Origin of the sequence: Micromonospora sp. NPDC005205 (assembly GCF_040608275.1) — a bacterium.
In the GTDB taxonomy this organism is placed as follows: Bacteria; Actinomycetota; Actinomycetes; order Mycobacteriales; family Micromonosporaceae; genus Micromonospora.
Genome location: NZ_JBEXHV010000001.1, coordinates 444,829 through 464,256 on the forward strand (window position 1 = coordinate 444,829; position 19,428 = coordinate 464,256).

Here is a 19,428-nt window from a genome sequence, read left to right on the forward strand (position 1 = left end):
CGGCGAGGAATGGCACAGGATTCCGGAACCCGGACCCTCATCTCCCACTCCCAGCTGAGTCGGGGGCGCGGCAAGGTCATCTACTGGACGCTGCTGGTCATCGTCGTGGCGGGGTTCACCCTCGTGTTCCTCGGCCCGCTCTACTGGATGGTCACCGGCGCGCTCAAGTCCGGCCAGGAGATCGCGCAGACCCCGCCCTCGCTGTTCCCGAAGGACCCGCAGCCGCAGAACTACATCGACGCCTGGAACAACCTGGCCCTCGCCAAGCTGCTGTTCAACACCTTCTACTACGCGATCGGCGCGGTGCTGTTCCAACTGGTCTTCGACAGCGCGGCGGCGTACTCGTTGTCCAAGCTCCGGCCGATCTTCGGCAACGCGATCCTCGGCCTGATGCTGGCGACGCTGATGATCCCGGCGATGGTCCTCATCGTGCCGCAGTACGTGACGGTGCTCGACCTGCCGATCCTGCACATCAACCTGCTGGACTCGCCGTTCGCCATCTGGCTGCCGATGGTCGCCAACGCGTTCAACATCTTCCTGCTGAAGCGGTTCTTCGACTCGATCCCCGAGGAGCTGATGGCCGCCGCCCTCATGGACGGGGCGTCGTCGCTGCGTACGCTCTGGTCGATCATCCTGCCGCTGTCGCGTCCCATCCTCGGCGTCGTCTCGATCTTCGCCGTGACGGCGGTGTGGAAGGACTTCCTCTGGCCGAAGCTGGTCATGCCCTCGCCCGAGACCCGGACGGTGAGCGTCGGCATCTACACCTTCGCCGGCGGCACACCGATGAACGTGGTGATCGCCGCGTCGGTCATCGCCGCGATCCCGACGGTCATCATCTTCCTGATCTTCCAACGGAACATCATGTCCGGTCTGACCACGGGCAGCATCAAGGGATAACCACCACCGCATCCTTCCGCGGCGAACAACGACCGTTCGCCCGACACATGACCAGGTCCGGCGAACCCGCCGACGTACTGACGCAGAAAGCAGGTGCTCGTGTCCACAGCTGACAGAAGTCCGTGGTGGCGTGGAGCCGTGATCTACCAGGTGTATCCCCGGAGCTTCGCCGACGGTAACGGCGACGGCATCGGAGACATCGCCGGCATCCGGTCCCGGCTGAACCACCTGTCCGCGCTCGGCGTCGACGCGATCTGGTTCAGCCCCTGGTACCCGTCGCCGATGGCGGACGCCGGCTACGACGTCTCCGACTACCGCGACATCGACCCGGTCTTCGGCACCCTGGCCGAGGTGGAGGCGCTGATCGCGGAGGCGCACGCGCTGGGCATCCGGACCATCGTCGACGTGGTGCCCAACCACTGCTCCGACGCGCACCCCTGGTTCCAGGCCGCGCTCGCCGGCGGACCCGGCGCGCCCGAACGGGACCTGTTCTGGTTCCGGCCCGGCCGGGGCCCCAACGGCGACGAGCGACCCACCGACTGGATCGGCGAGTTCGGCGGCGAGACCTGGACCCGCACCACCAACCCGGACGGCACCCCCGGCGACTGGTACCTGCACCTGTTCGCCCCCCAGCAGCCGGACTTCAACTGGGACCACCCCCGGGTGCGGGAGGAGTTCGAGGACATCCTGCGGTTCTGGTTCGACCGGGGCGTGGACGGCATCCGGATCGACTCGGCCGGGCTCCTGGTCAAGGACGGGACGCTGCCCGAGGTCCGCGAGGACGAGCCGCACCCGTTCCACGACCTCGACGGCGTGCACGACATCTACCGGGGCTGGCGTCGGGTCGCCGACGAGTACGCCGACCGGGCGCTGATCGGTGAGGTGTGGTTGCCGGACCGGCAGCGGTTCGCCAACTACCTGCGCCCGGACGAGCTGCACGCCGCGTTCAACTTCGACTTTCTCGGCTGCGCCTGGGACGCCGCGGCGCTGCGGGAGAGCATCGACGGGACGTTGAGCGCGCACGCGCCGGTCAACGCGCCGGCCACCTGGGTGCTCTCGAACCACGACGTCACCCGGCACGTCACTCGCTACGGTCGCGCGGACACGCGGTTCAGCTTCGCCGCCAAGCGCGAGGGCACCCCCACCGACCTGGAGCTGGGCACCCACCGGGCCCGCGCCGCCGCGCTGCTCTCGCTGTCGCTGCCCGGTGCCGCCTACGTCTACCAGGGCGAGGAACTGGGCCTCTACGAGGTCGAGGACATCCCGTACGCGATGCGGCAGGACCCCATGTGGGAGCGGTCCGGCCGGATCGACCCCGGTCGGGACGGCTGCCGCGTGCCGCTGCCGTGGGCCGGGGACGAGCCGCCGTTCGAGTTCAGCCCCGAGGGTTCCGCGGCGCCCTGGCTGCCGCAGCCGGCCGACTGGAAGGAGCGGACGGCCAGCGCGCAGACCGGCGACTCGGCCTCGATGCTGGAGCTGTACCGGGCGGCGATCCAGGCCCGCAAGGCCGACCCGGCGCTCGGTGACGGTGAGCTGACCTGGCTGCCCGCCCCGGACGGGGTGTTGGCGTTCAGCCGTGGCGGGGGCTTCACCTGCCTGGTCAACCTGTCCGCCGCGCCGGTGCCGATGCCAGCTCAGGGGGAGTTGCTGCTGGCCAGCGGGCCGCTCGACGACGGGTTGCTGCCGGCCGACACAGCGGTCTGGCTGCGTACCGCCGAATCCACCGACGGGCCGCGCGGGGCGGACGGCCCGGCCTGACCTGACTCTGCTCGCCGTGGTGCCGGCGGCCCGTCCCGGCCGCCGGCACCACGCCACCCAGGAAGGGAGAACCGAGGGGGGACGCGCGACACCGCACCGACACGGGGGGATCTGGCCTGCCTGACGAAAGGGAGAGCGCAGCTCATGGCCAACCACACCACCGGCACCCCGCACCACCTTCGACACCCGACCAGGGCACTGTTGGCCGCCATCTCCGCCACAGTGCTCGCCGCCACCTCGGTGACCGTCCTCGCGGTCACCGGCACCGCGACCCCGGCCTCGGCGGCGGGGTTGTCCCCCTTCGACATCCCCAACCGGGGCGCCACTGTGCCGTTCATCGAGCACGAGGCGGAGAAGGTCGCCCACAACGGCACGAAGATCGGCCCGGACCGGCGCTACGGCACGCTGCCGTCCGAGGCGTCCGGCCGGGAGGCGGTCACCCTGGACGCCGTCGGTGAGTACGTCGAGTTCACCCTCACCGCCCCGGCCAACGCTGTCACCTTCCGCTACAGCCTGCCGGACAACTCGGCCGGCACCGGCCGGGATGCCGCCATCGACCTGCGGGCCAACGGCAACCTGCTGAAGTCGGTCCCGGTGACGTCGAAGTACGGCTGGTACTACGGCGGATACCCGTTCAACAACAACCCGGGTGACACCAACCCGCACCACTTCTACGACGAGACCCGGGCGCTGTTCGGCAGCACCCAGCCGGCCGGCACGAAGATCCGGCTCCAGGTCTCCTCGACGGCGCAGTCGCCCACCTTCACCATCGACCTGGCCGACTTCGAGCTTGTCGCGCCGATCGCCAAGCCCTCCGGTGTCATCGACGTGGTCACCGACTTCGGGGCCGATCCGAGCGGCGCGACCGACTCGACGGCGAAGTTCCAGGCGGCTGTCGACGCCGGCAAGGCGCAGGGCCGGGCGGTCTGGATCCCGACCGGCACCTTCACCCTCTGGGATCACGTGGTGGTCGACGGGGTGACTCTGCGCGGCGCGGGCCCCTGGTATTCGGTGCTCGGCGGCCGGCACCCCACCGAGCGGAACAGGTCCGTCGGCATCTACGGCAAGTACGTTCCCGGTGGCGGCTACACCGGCCCGGTCCGCTCGCACGAGGCGAACGGGCCCAGCCGCAACGTCACGCTGCGCGACTTCGCCATCATCGGCGACATCCGGGAACGGGTCGACGACGACCAGGTCAACGCCCTGGGCGGGGCGATGACCAACTCGGTGGTGGACAACCTCTGGCTGGAGAACACGAAGGTCGGGGCGTGGATGGACGGCCCGATGGACAACTTCACCATCCGCAACAGCCGGATCCTGGACCAGACCGCGGACGGGGTGAACTTCCACACCGGGGTGACGAACTCGACGGTGACGAACACGTTCGTCCGCAACACCGGTGACGACGCGTTGGCGATGTGGGCGCAGAGCGTGCCGAACGTCAACAACTCCTTCACCCGCAACACCATCGGCGTGACCCTGCTGGCGAACCACCTGGTCAGCTACGGTGGTCGCGACATCAAGATCACCGACAACGTGACCGCCGACTCGCTGACCAACGGCGGCGGCATCCACGTCGCGAACCGCTATCCGGGTGTGCAGGGCGACACAGCGGTCCGAGGCACCTGGACGATCGCCCGGAACACGTTGATCCGCAACGGCAACTCGGACTACAACTGGAACTTCGGCGTCGGGGCGATCTGGTTCTCCGCCCTCAACGAGTCGTTCCAGCAGGCCACCATCAACATCACCGACACCGACATCCTGGACAGCTCCTACGCGGCGCTGCACTGGATCGAGGGTCAGACCAGCGGCATCAACCTCTCCAACGTGCGGATCGACGGCGCCGGCACGTACGCGCTCCAGGTGCAGGCACCCAGCCAGGTGTCCTTCACCAACGTGCGGGCCACCAACATCGCGCAGAGCAACCCGATGCACAACTGCGTGGGCGGTGGCTTCCAGATCACCCAGGGCTCCGGCAACTCCGGCTGGTACACCCCGACCCCGTACTGCGGCCCGTGGCCCGACCCCCAGTGGGGTGGCGGACCCACCTCGCCGCCGCCCACCACGACCCCGCCCCCGACGACGCCGCCGCCGACCACCCCACCGCCCACCACGCCGCCCCCGACCAGCGGGAACCTGGCGCTGGGCCGGTCGACGACCGCCACCAGCACCAACCAGAGCTACACGGCCGCCAACGTGGTGGACGGCAACGCGTCGACGTACTGGGAGAGCGCCAACAACGCCTTCCCCCAGTCGGTGACCATCGACCTGGGTGCGTCCCGGTCGGTCGACCGGGTGGCGCTCAAGCTGCCCAGCGGTTGGGAGCAACGCACCCAGACCCTGTCGGTGCTCGGCTCCACCGACGGCTCGTCGTACACCACACTGGCGTCGTCCGCCGGTCGGGTCTTCGCCCCCGGCTCGGGCAACACGGTGTCGATCGGGCTGCCGTCCGGTGACCGCCGCTACATCCGGGTCACCGTCACCGGCAACAGCGGCTGGCCGGCCGCGCAACTCTCCGAGGTCGAGGTGTACGGCGGCACCCAGACCACCCCGCCGCCGACCACCCCGCCCCCGACCACGCCGCCCCCGACCACACCGCCCCCGACCACGCCGCCGCCCAGCGGCAACCTCGCGGCCGGACGGTCGATCACCGAGACCAGCCACTCCGACGTGTACGCCGCCCCCAACGCGGTGGACGGCAACGCGAACACCTACTGGGAGAGCGCCAACAACGCGTTCCCGCAGTCGCTGACGGTGGACCTGGGCGCCGACCGGTCGGTGTCCCGGGTCGTGCTGAAGCTCCCACCCTCATCGGCCTGGCAGACGCGTACGCAGACGCTGGCGGTGCTCGGCTCCACGAACGGGTCGACGTTCAGCACGCTGAAGGCGTCCGCCGGCTACAGCTTCAACCCGGCCAGCGGCAACACGGTCACCGTGACCTTCACGGCGACCACCCAGCGGTACCTGCGGCTGACCGTCACCGGCAACAGCGGCTGGCCGGCCGGCCAGCTCAGCGAGTTCGAGATCTACTCCAGCTAGGTCCGGTGCCTCCGCCCGGACCGGGCGGGGGCATCCGGTCCGGGCGTCCCGGCGCAACGCCGCGCCGGCCGTCCAACCCCGTCCCCACCCAGCACCGTCCCCCACCTGTCGCGGAACGACGGGAGTACCCCTGCACCCGTCGCCGGGCAACGCACCCACACCCACCCCCGAAAGAGGTGTAGCGACCCCATGTCCAGTAACGGCACCAGACGAGGCACGCCGCCAACCGGCGCGCTCAATCCCGTCTCCCGCACGGGCCACCGACGGCTGCTCGCCGGCGTACTCGCCGGCGTGCTCCTCGCCACCGCCCCGGTCGTCACCCCCATGGCGAGCGCGGCACCAACGGCCGACCCGTCCGCAGCCGCCGCCCGCGTGGCCATGCTCGCCGGGCTCTCCGCCACCATGACCGCCAGCAGCTACAACCAGAACTACGTGGCGGGCAACGCCAACGACGGCAACGCGTCGACCTACTGGGAGAGCGCCAACAACGCGTTCCCGCAGTGGATCCAGGCTGATCTGGGCGCCACTGTCAGCGTGGACCGGGTGGTGCTCAAGCTGCCACCCGCGTCGGACTGGCAGACCCGTACGCAGACGCTGTCGGTCCTGGGCTCGACGAACGGCTCGTCCTTCACCACCCTGAAGGCGTCCGCCGGCTACACCTTCAACCCGAGCAGCGGCAACACCGCGACCGTCAGCTTCACCGCCGCCAGCACCCGCTACGTACGCGTGCAGGTCACCGGCAACACCGGTTGGCCGGCCGCCCAGCTGTCCGAGGTCGAGGTGTACGGCGCGACCGGCAGCACCGACACCCAGGCTCCCAGCGTGCCGGGCAACCTGGCCTACACCCAGCCGGCCAGCGGACAGATCCGGCTCGCCTGGTCGGCGTCGACCGACAACGTCGGGGTGACCGGCTACGACGTCTACGCCAACGGTGCGCTGCGCGGCAGCGTCAGCGGTTCGACGCTCACGTACACCGACAGCCAGGCGGACAGCGCCACGGTGTCGTACTACGTGCGGGCCAAGGACGCCGCCGGCAACCAGTCGGCGAACAGCAACACCGTGACCCGGACCGGCACCGGCAACCCGCCGACCGGCTCCAACCTGGCGATCGGCAAGCCGATCAGCGCCTCCGGGTTCGTGCACACGTTCGTGGCCACCAACGCCAACGACAACAACGTGGCCACCTACTGGGAGGGCAACGGCAACCCGAGCACGCTGACCGTGCAGCTCGGCGCGAACGCCACCCTCAGCCAGGTCGTCGTGAAGCTCAACCCGGACTCGGCGTGGGGCGCGCGTACCCAGAACATCACTGTGCTCGGCCGGGACCAGGGCTCGTCGAGCTTCACCACCCTGGTCGGCGCGGCGAACTACAACTTCAACCCGGGCAGCGGCAACACGGTGACCATCCCGGTCTCCGGCGCGGCGGCCGACGTACGGCTCTCGATCGCCTCGAACACCGGTGCCCCAGCCGGTCAGGTGGCCGAGTTCCAGGTCTTCGGCACCCCGGCCCCGAACCCGGACCTGACCGTTACCGGCATGTCGTTCAGCCCGTCCGCACCGGTGGAGACCAGCACCATCACGCTCTCCGCGACGGTACGTAACGCGGGCTCGGCGGCCTCCGGCGCGACCAACGTCAACTTCTACCTGGGCTCCACCCGGGTGGGCACGGCCTCGGTCGGCGGTCTCGCGGCCGGTGCCTCGACCACTGTCAGCGCCAGCATCGGCACCCGGGACTCGGGCAGCTACCCGCTCAGCGCCAAGGTCGACGAGTCGAACACCGTCGTCGAGCAGGACGACACCAACAACAGCTACACCAACCCCAGCCCGCTGGTCGTCGCCGCGGTCGCCAGCTCCGACCTGGTCGCCTCGGCGGTCGCCTGGTCGCCGGGCAACCCGTCGGCGGGCAACACTGTGACCTTCTCCGTGTCCGTCCGCAACGCCGGCAACCAGGCTTCCGCCTCCGGTGCGCACGGCATCACCCTGACCGTGCTCAACGAGTCCGGCACCGTGGTCCGTACCCTGACCGGCTCCTACTCCGGCGTGATCAACGCCGGTGCCACGGTCGGCCCGATCAGCCTGGGCACCTGGACCGCCGCGAACGGCAAGTACACCGTCCGGGTGGTGCTCGCCGTGGACGGCAACGAGCTGCCGGTGAAGCAGGCCAACAACACCAGTGACCGGCCGCTCTTCGTCGGTCGCGGTGCCAACATGCCGTACGACATGTACGAGGCCGAGGACGGCGTCGTCGGCGGCGGCGCGGCGGTCGTCGGACCGAACCGGGAGATCGGCGACCTGGCCGGCGAGGCGTCCGGCCGGCGGGCGGTGACCCTCAACTCGACCGGCAGCTACGTCGAGTTCACCACCCGGGCCAGCACCAACACGCTGGTCACCCGCTTCTCCATCCCGGATGCGCCGGGCGGCGGTGGAATCACCTCGACACTGAACGTCTACGTCAACGGCACCTTCCACAAGGCCATCGACCTGACCTCCCGGTACGCCTGGCTGTACGGCAGCGAGGCCAGCCCGGGCAACTCGCCGAGCGCGGGCGGACCGCGGCACATCTACGACGAAGCCAACGTCATGCTCAACTCCACCGTCCCGGCCGGCAGCAAGATCCGTCTTCAGAAGGACCCGGCCAACACCACCACGTACGCCATCGACTTCATCAACACGGAGCAGGTGGCGCCGATCGCCAACCCGGACCCGGCGCGCTACACCACCCCGACCGGCTTCACCCACCAGGACGTGCAGAACGCCCTGGACCGGGTGCGGATGGACACCACCGGCAACCTGGTCGGGGTGTACCTGCCGGCTGGTAACTACTCCACCTCGTCGAAGTTCCAGGTGTACGGCAAGGCCGTCCAGGTGACCGGCGCCGGCCCCTGGTACACCCGGTTCAACGCTCCGTCGGGCCAGGACAACACCGACATCGGCTTCCGGGCCGAGAACTCGGCGGCGAACTCCTCCTTCAAGAACTTCGCCTACTTCGGCAACTACACCTCCCGGATCGACGGTCCGGGCAAGGTGTTCGACTTCGCCAACGTGTCGAACATCGTGATCGACAACATCTGGAACGAGCACATGGTGTGCCTCTACTGGGGCGCGAACACCGACTACATGACGATCAAGAACTCCCGGATCCGGAACATGTTCGCCGACGGCATCAACATGACCAACGGGAGCACCAACAACCTGGTCAGCAACAACGACGCCCGGGCCACCGGCGACGACAGCTTCGCGCTGTTCTCGGCCATCGACGCGGGCGGCGCCGACATGAAGGACAACATCTACGAGAACCTGACCTCGACCCTGACCTGGCGGGCCGCCGGTGTCGCCGTGTACGGCGGCTACGGCAACACGTTCCGCAACATCTACATCGCGGACACCCTGGTCTACTCGGGCATCACCATCAGCTCGCTCGACTTCGGCTACCCGATGAACGGCTTCGGTGCCAACCCGCCGACCCGGTTCGAGAACATCTCGATCGTGCGGGCCGGTGGGCACTTCTGGGGTGGGCAGACCTTCCCGGCGATCTGGGTCTTCTCTGCCTCGAAGGTGTTCCAGGGCATCCGGGTCAGCGATGTCGACATCATCGATCCGACCTACAGCGGCATCATGTTCCAGACCAACTACGTCGGTGGGCAGCCGCAGAACCCGATCACCGACACGGTCTTCACGAACGTCTCGATCAGCGGTGCCCGGAAGAGCGGGGACGCCTACGACGCGAAGTCCGGCTTCGCCATCTGGGCGAACCCCATGCCGGAGGCGGGGCAGGGGCCGGCTGTCGGCTCGGTCACCTTCAACAACCTGCGGCTGAGCAACAACGCCGTGGACATCCAGAACCCCACGACGACCTTCACCATCAACCGCAACTGATTCACCCGGTAGCCGACGCCGTCGGGGGGACCCACCCTCCCGGCGGCGTCGCGCCGTGTCGGCCCTCGCCCGCGGCGAACCGGGCCGCGCCGGCCGCCGCGTCAGTGGCCAGCGAATCCATCCCGTACGCCAACTCGGTCGCCAGCGCTTCCGACTCGGGTCGTCCCGCACCGGCCAGCAGTGCGGCGCGGTCGTTGCGCAGGCAGGTCTGCGGATGCCGGGCAATCACCGCCGCCAACTCCTCGGCCGCGGCCCGCGCCTGGCCGGGTGGCACCAACCGATTGACCAACCCCATCGAGTACGCCTCGTCGGCCGGCACCGGCCGGCCGGTGAGGATCAGGTCCATGGCCCGACTCTCGCCGATCAACCGGGGCAGCCGGACGGTGCCACCGTCGATCAGCGGCACTCCCCAGCGGCGGCAGAAGACCCCGAGAGTCGCGTCGGACTCGGCGACCCGCAGGTCACACCAGAGCGCCAGTTCGAGCCCGCCCGCCACCGCGTACCCGGAGATCGCCGCGATCACCGGTTTGCTGAGCGTCATCCGGGTCGGACCCATCGGGCCGTCCCCCTCGGGCTCGACCCGGTTGCCGCTCGGTGTGCCGATCGCCTTGAGGTCGGCACCGGCGCAGAACGTCCCACCGGCGCCCCAGAGCACTGCCACCAACGCGTCCGGATCAGCCTCGAAGGCCCGAAACGCGTCCGCCAGCGCCCGAGCCGTAGGACCGTCCACGGCGTTCCGAGCGTCCGCCCGGTCCAGCACCACTGTGGTGACCGCCCCGACCCGCTCCACCCGTACACCCATCCCGCCAGCATGCCGGCCCGGCCCCACCCCCACAATCCCCGTCGATCTTGCACTTTGGGTTGTCGATTCGCCCCTTGTGACCCGGGTTTTGTGAGCACAAACTGCAAGATCGGCGGCCTGGGTGATGCGGCAGGTTTGTCGCCGCTGGCCGGTTTGCGACGGCGAACGCCGGGAAGTCGGTACGCGTGCGAGCACTTTTGACGAAAGTTGAACAGGACTCCCGGCTGGACCGCGCGGGTGACCGGTTGCAGAAGGTCGTTCTGGGGACGCTACGTCCACGTCGGCTGCGCGACCTGTTGCACGGGGTGACCCTCGGGCATCCGCTGCACCCGGCGATGGTGCAGGTGCCGGTCGGCGCGTGGATCAGCGCCGCGGTGCTGGACCTCATGCCCGGGCAGCGCCGGCCCGCCACGGTGCTGGTCGGTCTGGGCACCGTCAGCGCGCTGCCAGCGGCGGTCGCCGGTCTGAACGACTGGGCGGCACTCGCCCGGGACCAGCGCCGGGTCGGCCTGGTGCACGCCGCCGCCAACACCGTCGGCATGACGCTCTACGCCGGCTCGCTGGCCGCCCGGCTGTCCGGCCGCCACGGAATGGGTCGTGCCCTCGGCTTTCTCGGGCTCTCCACGGTGAGCCTCGGCGCGTACATCGGGGGTCACCTGGCGTACAAGCAGGGAGCGCAGGTCAACCAGAGCGTCTCAGAGCTGCACCGGATGACCGATGGCTGGCACTCGCTGGCCGACATGGCGACGCTGCCGCAACGCACCCTGATCACCCGAGAGGTGGACGACGACATCTCGGTGATCCTCTACCGGCACGGTGACGAGGTGACAGTGATGTTGGAGCGCTGCCCGCACCAGAGCGGGCCGCTCGGCGAGGGTGAGGTGCAGGAGATCGACGGCCACGCCTGCGTGGTCTGCCCGTGGCACGGCAGCGCATTCCGGCTCAACGGCGGCGAGGTCGTACAGGGGCCCTCCGGCAACGACCAGCAGACCCTGCCCACCCGGATCCAGAACGGCGTGCTTCAGACCCGCCTGCCCTGACCCGTTCCGCGCTGGCCCGCCCGCGCTGGCCCGCCCGCGCTGGCCCGCCCGCGCTGGCCCGTTCGCGCTGGCCCGCCCGCGCCGTAGCCTGGCCCGGGCGCCTGGGGCGTGGGGATGCCTCACCTCACGCAGATGCTCCGCATCCAAGGCAGTAACTCCTTCGACGCTGATGTCTGTGAGTCATCATGATGACTCACAGACATCTCGCTCTCCGGGACGTTGCCCCGGCCGCCCCGCCAGGGCGGCGTGACCAGACCGCTTCGGCGCGATCGGCGCGACGTGAAGGAACCAGGTCCAGCGTGGGGTGGCCAGCCGCGTGCAGGCGCGGCGTGGGGCCGGCGGACGCCGCCGACCGGGGCGGCCAGCCGCGTCGCAGGCGTGGCGTGCGGGCCGCTCAGGTGCGTCGGTGTCGGCCGACCGGCGGACCGTCCGGTACCGAGTCCAGGCCGTGCCCGCCGTCGAACAGCCCGCCCTCGCCGCCAACGCCAGCCCAGCCCTCGTCACCACCCCGGCCCGCAGGGCCGGCGGCCGTCATTCCGCCACGGGGTGCCGTGCCACCGGAAAGTGCCATCCCGCTGCCCGGGAACGCCGTGCTGCCGGGGTAAGCCATTCCGCTGCCGGCGGGTGCCACCTCGCTGCCGGCGGGCATCGCCCCAATGCCAGTAGGTGCGACCCCGCTACTGGCGGGTGTCATCCCACTGCCGGGCGTCATCCCACTGCCGGGCGTCACCCCACTGGCGGGCGTCACCCCACTGCCCAGAGGTGCGACCCCACTGCCGACAGGCGTCGTCCCGCCGCCGCGAGGTGCGAAGTCGCTCCCGCCCGGTGCCCCGCCGCCGTGCGGTGTCGCCGGGCCTTCGATGGCCGCGGCCGCCCGGCTGGCAGCCCAGGCGGCACCGCTCCCGGCCGCCCCACCACCGCCACGCCGGCCCGCGCCACTGCCTTGGCCTACGCCCCTGTCACCCTGGCCCGCGCCCCTGTCACCCTGGCCCGTGCCACTGCCACCCTGGCCCGCGCCACTGCTTCGGCCCGTGCTTCGGCCCGAGCCACTGCTTCGGCCCGAGCCACCGTTTCGGTCCGAGCCACCGTTTCGGTCCGAGCCACCGTTTCGGTCCGAGCCACTGCTTCGGCCCGTGCCTGCGCCGCTTCGGCCCGCACCGCGGCGTGATGTGCGGGAGGACGCGGCCAGTCGGGGAGCCGCCCCTGCGGTGGCTGGACGGCGGCGCAGCCCCAGGACTGCGCCGATCTGAGCGCCGACGATGCTCGCCACGGCCAGCACGGCAGAGACCGCCAGCGGGCGGTTCACCCGATCGGCGGGACCGACCCGGGCTGCACCGACCGTCATCGCTGGTGGTTGGCCCGCTGACTCCGTACCGCTGGGTGGTGCCGGGGCCACCCGCGGCGGTGCGGCCCGCTCGGGCGCGGGCCGGGGCGCGGGCGGCTTCGGCGCCGCGGCCCTGTCGACGAGCCGACCGGTGGCGTGCTGTCGGGACCCCTGGTCGGCGGCCTCCGTGGGCAGTCGGAGCAGTTGGCCGGGGCGGATCCGGTCCGGGTCGTCGAGCTTGTTCAGCTTGGCGAGCTGTCGGTAGTCGTCGAACTCGTCCAGGTACCGTTCGGCCACCTCCCCGAGGTAGTCGCCCCGGGCCACCCGGTACACCGGTGCGGGCTCGTCGTTCGCCGCCGAGGCGCCGGGTGCGGCCAGCCCCGTCCCAGCCAGGCCGAGCGGGCCGCCCCGGGCCACCGGCGCTGCCGTGTCTGGTGTCGTCGCGGCTCGGCTCGGCGCGGCCAGGGTGGTGACGGACGTTGCGCTCGGACTCGCGTACACGGGAGTGCTGTAGATCGCTGCGGCGCTGGCGGCGGCCGGGCTGGCGACCAGGATCAGCGCGACCGAGCCGACCAGCGCGGCGGCGGCCTTCTGCTGGCGGCCCATCCGGGGCAGCTTCGGCGCCGGCCGGCGCAGGGTCTGTGCGCCCAGTTCGACGAGGACGGAGAAGGCGAACGTGGCCCAGCCGAACCACCCGGCCAGGGCCAACGCCCGCAGGAAGAGCTGACCGTCGTCCCGGCTGGTCAGCGCGGTGCCCACCTCGCTGATCGTGGGGAGGTGATCGGGCAGCGGGTTACCGGCGAAGGCCAGCAACGCGATCGGCGCGCCGACCAGCAGCACCAGGAGCACGGCCAGCGCGCCGATGCCGGTGAGGATCCGTCCGGTCCGCCGTACGACGGACCCACCCGATACGGGCATGGCTGCCTTCCTTCCTACGGTGTTGCGGTGATGGCACGCGCGGTCGCCTCGCCGGTGACGGTGACCGTCTTCTCCTGGATGAACGGCCCGATCATGGAGCGCTGGTAGGTGATGGAGACAGTCACCCGGATCAGGGTCTCCCCGTCGACATCGGGGAAGTTCACGGTGTGGCCTGCGGTTTTCACGGCGTTCAGGTAGTTGGCCACCGCCTTGCGCGCCTCCGGCTCGTCGATCCGCTTCGGCCCGCCCTCGATGGCGGTGGCCCGGTCGATGGCCTGACCGCCGGCCCGGGCCGCCTCGGCGGCCAGGTTCTGGGCGTGTTGCAGGGTGCGGAGCTGCCCGGCGGCGTCGAAGGAGAGGCCGATGATGGCCAGTACGCCGACCATCGTCACAGCGAGAAAGATGCTCACCCGGCCGTGCTCACCTGCCCGCGAGGGCCGGGCAGCCGACGTGGTCGCCGTCATTGCCGACTCCGGTAACGGTCAAGTGGGGAGGTGAACTCCGCGGTGATCAGCCGATCACTCTTCATTCCGGGCAGGATGCCGAGGGTGATGTCCTTGAAGGACACCAGGCAGCTGATCTTCACCGTCACGGTGGCGTTCGAACCGACCGAGCTGCTGAAGGCCTCGTCGAAGCTGGAGTCGTTGCCGGGCGACTTGCCGGTGAACGTCGGGGCCAGGTCGTTGGCGCAGGCCAGGCCATGCCAGTCCAACTGGTCCTGGGCGGCTTCCAGCGCGTTCTCCCGGGCGGTGTCGGCATTCCGGGAGATCGAGGCGGCCCGGGCGGCGTCGTGCGCGGCGGTCTGGAGCGTCTCCGCTGCCACGGCGCTGCGCCCGACCACGCCGGCCAGCACCATCAGCGCGATGAACGCGGGCGCGAGGACCGCCACCTCGATGGAGACCGAGCCCCGCTCGGCGGTACGGGTCATGGCGGTGTCACCCTCTCCACCGTTCCATGGGCGGTCTGCTGAATTGCGAAGTCCACGCCCGGCACCACGGACAGGGACCGGCCGCTGACCGTGCAGGTCACGTCGGTCGTGGTGGTCTCGCAGGTCGGCCCGGCCTTCTCCCAGCCCACCAGCCAGCCGCCGGCGCCCTTCAGGAAGCGGGAGGCGCTCTCCACCCCGGCACCGTTGCCCGCCTGGTACGTCCGCTGGGCGTTGACGCCACTCTGCGCGGCGTTCAACGCGGTGGAGCGGGCGAGGAAGACGGCCGCGACCTGGATCGAGGCGAAGAGCAGCACCAGGATCAGCGGCATCATCACGGCGAGTTCCACCGGGTTCGCGCCCCGCTCGCGGTCGCCGGCCGCGAGGCGGCGCCGGGCGGCGGTGACCGCCCGGCTCCACCTCGGGTACCCGGCTCGACGCATCCCGGCTACTTCGGGTCCGTGTGGTTCGGGATGCCGGTCATCCAGTTGTTGGCCTTGGTCAGGGCCAGGGCGGTGACGGCCATGGCGACCGCGACCAGACCGGCGATGATCACCGCGGTGGGCACCGGGCTGTCGCCACGCTCACCGTCGCGGCGCAGTTCGGCCAGGCGCGTCGTCACCACGACGTGCAGGTAGCTGAGGATGGACATGGCGTTCTCTCCTTCAGGGGGCGGGGTCAGACACGGGCGATGAACGGATAGAGGACGAACCCGAGCAGCACGAAGACGAGCAGCGCGCCCGGGATGTCGAGCTTGCTGGTGATCCCCTCGGCGCGGGCGAGGTTGTCGGTGCGGATCTGGTCGCGGAGCGAGTCGGCCCGGCTGCGCAGCGTCTCGTGCACCTGCGCGCCCTCGCTGCCGGAGGAACGCATGATCGCGCCGACGTCGCCCAGCTCGGGAATGCCGATCTTGTCGGCGAGGTCGCGCAGTTCGTCCCAGGGCGCGTGCATCTGCATCTGGGCGATCCGCAGCGACTCCTGGAGCCGGTCGAACACCCAGCCGTCGCAGACCGCAGCCGCCCGCTCCAGCGACTGCACCGGCCCGTGCGCCGCGGAGAGCTGCAACGCCACCAGGTCGAGGTAGGTACAGACCGCCTGGCGGAACTCGTCGCGGGCGGCGGCAGCCTTGGTCAGTACGGCGCGGTGCGCCAGCAGGGCGGCCAGCAACGCCAGGCCGAGGCTGCCCAGCACCGGCACCACCAGCGGGAACGGAATGCCGAGCGCCCACAGCACCACCCCGAGCAGTGTCGGTGTGGCCAACCCGATCAGCGCGGAGAGCAGCACCGACAACGCGTACTGCTCGGGCGTCTGACCGATCAGGGCGAGCTGCATCTGCGGGGGTCGCAGCCAGCGGGACATCCCGGTCAGCCAGTCGAGTCGCCGGGACGCGGGCGTGGACACCCGGCCGGTGCCCGGCGGCTGATGCAGCCGGCGCAGCGCGGGCCCGAGCGCCGGTGTAGCCGGCACCAACTCCCGGACCACCAGGAACACACCCAGACCGATCCCGGCGCCACCGCAGACCGCGAGGGCGAACTGCCAGTTCACGATCACGCGAGCCGCCTCTCGCTCGCGACTGCGGGGCTCCGCTGCGCTGCACTCCTCGCCCTCACGCGATCACCTCGCTAGGGTTGGGCGCCGGCAGGAACCGGGCCGGCCGTTGCGGCTGGCTCATCGACCGCACCCAGGCCAGCAGGCCGATGAAGGCGGCGCCGAGGGCGGCCATCACCAGCTGACCCACCGGGGTGCCGTACGGCCTGATGTACTCGGTGTTGATCAGCCCGTACGCCAGGGTCGCCAGCGTCATCCCGGTGAGGAAGCGGACCGCGAACCGGGGCTGGGTGCGCTTGGCCTCGATCTCCCGCCGGGTGGCCACCTCCGCGGACGCCGCGCCGGCGATCGAGCCGAGCACGTCACCCAGCCGCTCACCCCGGTCGGACAGGTGCAGGATCAGCGCCGCGACCACCTGGTCGCAGACCGGGTCGGCGATCTCGTCGGCGAACGCCAGCAGCGCGGAGCGGGCCATCCAGCCGGCCTGGAGGCGGGCCGCGAGCAGCCGCACCTCGTCCTCGACGCCGGGTGGCACGCTGCCGATCGTGCCGATGATCGCCTGCTGGAGGCCCTGCCCGGTGCCGGAGACGTCCTTGAGCCGGCGGGTCCACTCGCCGACCGCCTCGATCCGGGCGATGGCCCGCTGTTCGGCCTTGCCGACCCCGAACAGCCACGGGGTGCCGGGCACCGCCACCGCCACCAGCAGGCCCACCACCGGCAACCCGGTCAGCAGGAACGCCAACGCGCCGGCGACCAGCGCGGCGACCAGCAGCGCCTGATACGCGCGCTGCTCAGCCGGCGTGCTGCCTGGCCCGCGCCACAGTCGGCTCAGCCCCGGCCCGCTGCCCGGCCCTGGCCCGGGGGGGCGACGGGTGCCGACCAGGGCGACCACGGCCAGCAGCAGCCCGGCCACACAGGCGGCGCCGGAGACCACCGCGATCACCTCGAGGCTGTCGAACATCAGGTCACCCGCCGGGCCAGTCGGGTCTGCCGAGGCCGCCGCCAGGCACCGGCACCGGCCTCGACCCACCGGGTCAGCAGCCGCGCGTCGTAACCCACCCGCAGCAACTGGTCGCGGACCCGTTCCGGCAGGTGCCGGGGGACCGCGCGACCGTCCGGGCCGGGCCCGAAGACGGTGGTGGTGGTGATGCGACCGGCTTCGCCGGCCCCGATCACCTCCTCCACGTGCGAGACGAACCGGTGCTTCCGCCCGCCGATCGCGGTCTCGTCCTCGATGGTGACGTAGACGATCAGGTCGAGCGCGTTGCCGGCCATCCGGCGGGCCTGGTCGACTGTCATCTCGCGGCCGTGCGCCAGGGCCAGCTCGACGATCCGTTCACCGACACCGGCGGCGGTACGGGCGTGGATGGTGCACATCGACCCCCGGCTGGTGGTCATCGCCTGGAGCATCGGCACGATCTCGCGGGACCGCACTTCGCCCACGATGATCCGTAGGACGCCCATCCGCAGGGACAACGGGATCAGGTCGGCGATGGTCACCTCACCGGCCGGGCGGCCGTCGAAGCCGCGCTCACCGTGCCCCTCGCGGGCCTCGAAGCTCATCACCGCCCGGTGCCGCTCCCGGCGGCGGGCCGGGAGCAGTTCCCGACTCTCCTCCAGCAGCACGTACGGCTCATCCTGCGGAATCTCGTTCATCAGCGCGCGGATGACAGTGGTCTTTCCGGCACCGGCCAACCCGGCGACCATGATGTTCAGACCGGCGCGCATCGCGGCGCGGAGGAAGTCGCGCAGCAGCGGATCGATCATCTCGTCCAGGTCACCTCGGGCGCCCGCGAGGTCGTCGAGGCTGACGTCCAGGGTGTTGTGCTTGCGGATCACCGCGTACGGGCGGTGACTGACCAGGAACACCGCGGCCAGCCGGCTGCCGTCGGGCAGTTGCAGGTCGAGGGTGGGCTTCACCGTGGAGAGGGACCGCTCGGTCGCGCCCGCCCGACGGGCCGCCGCCTGGAGGATCTCCACCAGCTCGGCGTCGCTGTCGGCGATCGGCTCGGCCCAGTCCACCCCACCGCCGTGCCGGGTGATGCGTACCTGGTCGCAGCCGAGGATGTGCACCTCTTCGATGGTGTCGTCGACGAGCAGCGTCTGTAGCCGGCCGAGCCCGACCAGCTCGGCGGTCACCTGGTCGAGCAGCATGCGTTCGTCGCCGGCGGCCATCGGCGTGCCGGACCGGCGCACCGAGTCCGCGTACGCGGCGACCACAGTGACGGCGAGCCGGGCCCGCTCGGTGTCCTCTTCGTCGACAGTGAACTCCCGGCCGCGCTGCCATACGGTGAGCCGTTCGGTGAGTTCCCGGCGCAGCTCGCGGACCACCTGGAAGTCCATCCGGGCCCGAGGTGGCGACTCGGGCGGCGGGGTGGTCGCGGGCGTCGACGGCGGCTGCGGCCCGGACTGGTGGTGCCGGCCGTTCGGCAGGGCCAGGGGCGGCGCGGTGGAGGTCACTGCCGGTGGCTGCTGGCGCGGATCGGTGGAGACCGGCTCAAACCGCATCCGGCACCCCCTGCTGCACGGGCCACGCCAACCGGGCCCGTCGCCGCTCCAGGAGCGACCCGATCGGGACCTCCAGCGCCGCCGCCGCGCGCATCAGCGGCCGACCGGCCCGCACGGTCCCGCCCAGGGCGAGCACCCCGGCGGTACGCGCATCGTGCGGCAGCCGTGCGATGACGGGCAGTTTCAGGGCGCGGCTGATCTCGGCCCGCCCGTGCCCGTCGCCGACCAGCAGCAGCCGCAGGGTGCCCGGGGGCACCCGGTGCTCGGCGAAGTCCCGTTCGATCGCGGTGACCACCGCGCGGGTGCCGGAGAGGTCCGGCAGGTTCGCCCGGGTCACCAACAGCACCACCGAGGCGGCCCGCAGCACCGGCCAGGGAGGCCCGGTCACGTGCAGCCGACCACAGTCGACAAGGACGTCGTAGCCGGGGGTGCCACGGTCGAGGGCGTCGAAGTAGTCGGCGAAGCGCTGCCACAGCGGGGTGACGCTGCCGCTCTGGGCCGGGTCGACGAGGCCGGGCAGCAGCAGTCGTTCCCGGCGTGGGGCGTCCAGGTCGACCAACTGGGACCAGAACGCGGTCTCCAGGTTGCCGTCGCGCAACTCGCCGACGGCCAGCTCTCCGATGCCTCGTGGGCCGTCCAGTTGGCCGCCGAGGTATCCGGCGAGTATCGAGCCGCCGGCCGGGTCGCATTCGGCTACCACCAGCCGCCGGTGCCAGGCCAGCGCGCAGGCCAGTGCCGAGGTGGTGACGCCGGGTGAACCCTTCGCGGACACCAGCGCGATGATCGCCAT

14 protein-coding genes and 1 pseudogene are annotated in these 19,428 nt (G+C 71.0%); 5 read left to right on the top strand and 10 right to left on the bottom strand.

From position 1 onward, the window contains the following. Positions 1 to 9 precede the first annotated feature (9 nt). From ABZU43_RS02125 to ABZU43_RS02140, 4 genes are all read left to right on the top strand, one after another. Positions 10 to 897, top strand: a complete 888-nt coding sequence (locus ABZU43_RS02125; RefSeq protein WP_355004735.1) for a carbohydrate ABC transporter permease — start codon at positions 10 to 12, stop codon at positions 895 to 897. Between the two features lie 138 nt (positions 898 to 1,035). Continuing rightward, a complete protein-coding gene (locus ABZU43_RS02130) occupies positions 1,036 to 2,655 on the top strand; it encodes a glycoside hydrolase family 13 protein (RefSeq protein WP_355004736.1) in 1,620 nt (539 codons plus the stop codon). Positions 2,656 to 2,799: 144 nt separating this feature from the next. Further along, entirely contained in the window at positions 2,800 to 5,697 is a 2,898-nt protein-coding gene (locus tag ABZU43_RS02135; RefSeq protein WP_355004737.1) for a discoidin domain-containing protein, read from the top strand. Between the two features lie 189 nt (positions 5,698 to 5,886). Next, positions 5,887 to 9,573: a discoidin domain-containing protein gene (locus ABZU43_RS02140; RefSeq protein ID WP_355004738.1), complete on the top strand. Its 3,687-nt coding sequence runs from the start codon at positions 5,887 to 5,889 to the stop codon at positions 9,571 to 9,573. A 1-nt stretch (position 9,574) separates the two neighbouring features. Here the strand turns inward: ABZU43_RS02140 and ABZU43_RS02145 are convergent, their stop codons facing one another. Beyond that, positions 9,575 to 10,375 (bottom strand): crotonase/enoyl-CoA hydratase family protein, encoded by an 801-nt coding sequence (locus ABZU43_RS02145; protein WP_355004739.1) that lies wholly within the window; start codon positions 10,373 to 10,375, stop codon positions 9,575 to 9,577. A gap of 185 nt (positions 10,376 to 10,560) precedes the next feature. Between ABZU43_RS02145 and ABZU43_RS02150 the strand changes: the two genes are divergently transcribed. Continuing rightward, positions 10,561 to 11,415, top strand: a complete 855-nt coding sequence (locus ABZU43_RS02150) for a Rieske 2Fe-2S domain-containing protein (RefSeq protein ID WP_355004740.1) — start codon at positions 10,561 to 10,563, stop codon at positions 11,413 to 11,415. A 1,207-nt stretch (positions 11,416 to 12,622) separates the two neighbouring features. Here the strand turns inward: ABZU43_RS02150 and ABZU43_RS02155 are convergent. From ABZU43_RS02155 to ABZU43_RS02195, 9 genes and pseudogenes are all read right to left on the bottom strand, one after another. Further along, a pseudogene (locus ABZU43_RS02155) lies at positions 12,623 to 13,657 on the bottom strand (LysM domain-containing protein); the annotation flags it as partial. Between the two features lie 14 nt (positions 13,658 to 13,671). Next, positions 13,672 to 14,121 (bottom strand): pilus assembly protein TadG-related protein, encoded by a 450-nt coding sequence (locus ABZU43_RS02160; RefSeq protein ID WP_355004741.1) that lies wholly within the window; start codon positions 14,119 to 14,121, stop codon positions 13,672 to 13,674. After that, positions 14,118 to 14,585 carry a TadE/TadG family type IV pilus assembly protein gene (locus tag ABZU43_RS02165; protein ID WP_355004742.1) on the bottom strand — a complete coding sequence of 156 codons (468 nt, stop codon included), beginning with the start codon at positions 14,583 to 14,585 and terminating at the stop codon, positions 14,118 to 14,120. The genes ABZU43_RS02160 and ABZU43_RS02165 overlap by 4 nt, the downstream gene beginning before the upstream one ends. Beyond that, positions 14,582 to 15,025: a TadE family protein gene (locus ABZU43_RS02170; RefSeq protein ID WP_355004743.1), complete on the bottom strand. Its 444-nt coding sequence runs from the start codon at positions 15,023 to 15,025 to the stop codon at positions 14,582 to 14,584. Before ABZU43_RS02170 ends, ABZU43_RS02165 begins: the two co-directional genes overlap by 4 nt. 5 nt (positions 15,026 to 15,030) lie before the next feature. Next, complete coding sequence (locus ABZU43_RS02175) at positions 15,031 to 15,234, bottom strand: hypothetical protein (RefSeq protein ID WP_355004744.1); 204 nt, start codon at positions 15,232 to 15,234, stop codon at positions 15,031 to 15,033. Positions 15,235 to 15,260: 26 nt separating this feature from the next. Continuing rightward, positions 15,261 to 16,133, bottom strand: a complete 873-nt coding sequence (locus ABZU43_RS02180; protein ID WP_355004745.1) for a type II secretion system F family protein — start codon at positions 16,131 to 16,133, stop codon at positions 15,261 to 15,263. Positions 16,134 to 16,188: 55 nt separating this feature from the next. Then, positions 16,189 to 17,091 carry a type II secretion system F family protein gene (locus ABZU43_RS02185; protein ID WP_355004746.1) on the bottom strand — a complete coding sequence of 301 codons (903 nt, stop codon included), beginning with the start codon at positions 17,089 to 17,091 and terminating at the stop codon, positions 16,189 to 16,191. Continuing rightward, a complete protein-coding gene (locus ABZU43_RS02190) occupies positions 17,091 to 18,638 on the bottom strand; it encodes an ATPase, T2SS/T4P/T4SS family (RefSeq protein ID WP_355004747.1) in 1,548 nt (515 codons plus the stop codon). The genes ABZU43_RS02185 and ABZU43_RS02190 overlap by 1 nt, the downstream gene beginning before the upstream one ends. Next, positions 18,628 to 19,428, bottom strand: coding sequence for a ParA family protein (locus ABZU43_RS02195; protein ID WP_355004748.1), 801 nt, complete (start codon positions 19,426 to 19,428; stop codon positions 18,628 to 18,630). The genes ABZU43_RS02190 and ABZU43_RS02195 overlap by 11 nt, the downstream gene beginning before the upstream one ends.

Coding starts and splice junctions, on each gene's coding strand:
- ABZU43_RS02125 (WP_355004735.1), top strand. CDS start 10: ATGGCACAGGATTCCGGAACCCGGACCCTCATCTCCCACTCCCAGCTG.
- ABZU43_RS02135 (WP_355004737.1), top strand. CDS start 2,800: ATGGCCAACCACACCACCGGCACCCCGCACCACCTTCGACACCCGACC.
- ABZU43_RS02140 (WP_355004738.1), top strand. CDS start 5,887: ATGTCCAGTAACGGCACCAGACGAGGCACGCCGCCAACCGGCGCGCTC.
- ABZU43_RS02145 (WP_355004739.1), bottom strand. CDS start 10,375: ATGGGTGTACGGGTGGAGCGGGTCGGGGCGGTCACCACAGTGGTGCTG.
- ABZU43_RS02160 (WP_355004741.1), bottom strand. CDS start 14,121: ATGACGGCGACCACGTCGGCTGCCCGGCCCTCGCGGGCAGGTGAGCAC.
- ABZU43_RS02165 (WP_355004742.1), bottom strand. CDS start 14,585: ATGACCCGTACCGCCGAGCGGGGCTCGGTCTCCATCGAGGTGGCGGTC.
- ABZU43_RS02170 (WP_355004743.1), bottom strand. CDS start 15,025: ATGCGTCGAGCCGGGTACCCGAGGTGGAGCCGGGCGGTCACCGCCGCC.
- ABZU43_RS02175 (WP_355004744.1), bottom strand. CDS start 15,234: ATGTCCATCCTCAGCTACCTGCACGTCGTGGTGACGACGCGCCTGGCC.
- ABZU43_RS02185 (WP_355004746.1), bottom strand. CDS start 17,091: ATGTTCGACAGCCTCGAGGTGATCGCGGTGGTCTCCGGCGCCGCCTGT.
- ABZU43_RS02190 (WP_355004747.1), bottom strand. CDS start 18,638: ATGCGGTTTGAGCCGGTCTCCACCGATCCGCGCCAGCAGCCACCGGCA.
- ABZU43_RS02195 (WP_355004748.1), bottom strand. CDS start 19,428: ATGGCGATCATCGCGCTGGTGTCCGCGAAGGGTTCACCCGGCGTCACC.